Here is a 1,794-nt window from a genome sequence, read left to right on the forward strand (position 1 = left end):
TATTCTGGCGGATAATCCGGCGGGTGTCGCGGCTGGTTGTGAGCGCATTGGTCAGCTGGCAGAGCTGTCCGCTGAGCAGCACCGCATCGGCCTTCAGTTGGGTCAGGTCGGTGGCTGATCCCATGGCGACGGACACCGAGGCGCCGGCCATGGAAGGCAGATCGTTCAGCCCGTCACCCACCATCATGATCTTGCGGCCTTCACGGCTGAGCTGTTCCAGGCGGGCCAGCTTGTCTTCCGGTGAGGCACCGCCGACAGCTTCGTCAATACCCAGCTCCCGGGCTACCCTGGCAACATGCTTGCTGCGGTCGCCACTCAGCATCAGGGTGCGGATGCCAAGATCCTGCAGCACGGATACTGCCTGGCGGGCGTCCTTGCGGATACGGTCATCAATCAGGAAGCAGGCGACGATCTGTCCATCGACCGCCAGCCACAGGTCAATGCCGCGATCATCCGCAGGCTCCGGCGCGATCGCACCAGTCTGTTCCCGGATGAAGTCCCGGTGACCAATGGCAACAGGATGAATGTCATCCAGCAGTCCGGTCAGGCCATTTCCCAGGTGATTGTCGATGCTGCTGACCCGGGCCGGACCAAGACCCTGAAACACCTGGGCAATGGGGTGCTCGGAACGTTGCTCAAGGCCAGCGGCTATAGCTTGTACCCGGGCCTCCGTGAGGTCGCCAAAGGTTCTGGTTGCAATCAGATTCAGCCGGCCTTCGGTCAGGGTACCGGTCTTGTCGAAGACCACGGTGTCGATATCGCCGAGGGATTCCAGCGTATGGCCACGGGTGGGCAGAAAGCCCAGCTTTCTCAGGCGCAAGGTGGCACTGGTGAGGGCGGTGGGAGTCGCCAGTGACAGTGCACAGGGGCAAGTCACCACCAGCACTGACAAGGTGATGTCAAAGGCATTGTCAGCGCCGTACCACCACCAGCCAAGCCACACTGCAGGCGCAATAATCAGTACCCGGCTGACAAAAATCCGGGCGATGCGGTCGGCCATGCGAGCGACTTTGGGTTTCTCTGACTGTACCCGCTCCAGAATCCTCAGGATACCGGACAGCCGGGTTCTGGCACCGGTGCGCAGGACCCGGATTTCCAGCGGGCCCTCACCGTTGATGCTGCCGGCATGCACCTCGTCACCGGGGCCGTGACTTTCCGGCAGGTATTCACCGGTAAGGGCTGCCTCGTTGAGGGTCGAGCGGCCCTCGAGAATGATGCCGTCGACGGCCAGGGTTTCGCCGGGCTTGATCCGGACAATGTCATTGGCCTGCAGGTCGTGGGTCGCTACCACGTCGGTGCTGTCATCGGGGTTAACCCGTGTCGCGACCGCTGGCTGATAGCTGCCCAGCGCACTGCCGGTCAGACCGGCGCGGTATCTTGCCCGGGTTTCGATATATCGGCCGAGTGAAAGAAAGAAGGTAAACATGCAGACCGACTCGAAATACACTTCGTCACCGCCAACGACGGTTACCCAGGTACTGGCCAGATAAGCCAGGCCAATGGCGATCGCCACCGGGACATCCATGGTGAGATGGCGGCTGGACAGATCGCGGATGGCATTGGAGAAAAAAGGCCGGGCGCTGTAGAGCACAACCGGTGTGGCCACCAGCAGGCTGAACCAGCGGAACAGCTGTACGTACTCCGGGGACAGCTCGCTGATCAGTTCGAAGTATAGAGGGAAGGCAAGCATCATGCTTTGCACAGTGCCAATACCGGCGACACAGACCCGGATCAGCGAGGACCGGCTTTCCGTTTTCAGGGCCTGCTCGGCGTCGTCGACGTGGTAGGGGGCAG

Annotated in this window: 1 protein-coding gene; it reads right to left on the minus strand. The window is 61.5% G+C overall.

The genetic code is table 11. The annotated features are described in order from the left end of the window. Nucleotides 1-1,794, minus strand: a 1,794-nt coding sequence (locus tag AAC035_RS21160; protein WP_339807098.1) for a heavy metal translocating P-type ATPase, incomplete at both ends; no start/stop codon positions are given.

The organism is uncultured Marinobacter sp., assembly GCF_963974375.1.
In the GTDB taxonomy this organism is placed as follows: Bacteria; Pseudomonadota; Gammaproteobacteria; order Pseudomonadales; family Oleiphilaceae; genus Marinobacter.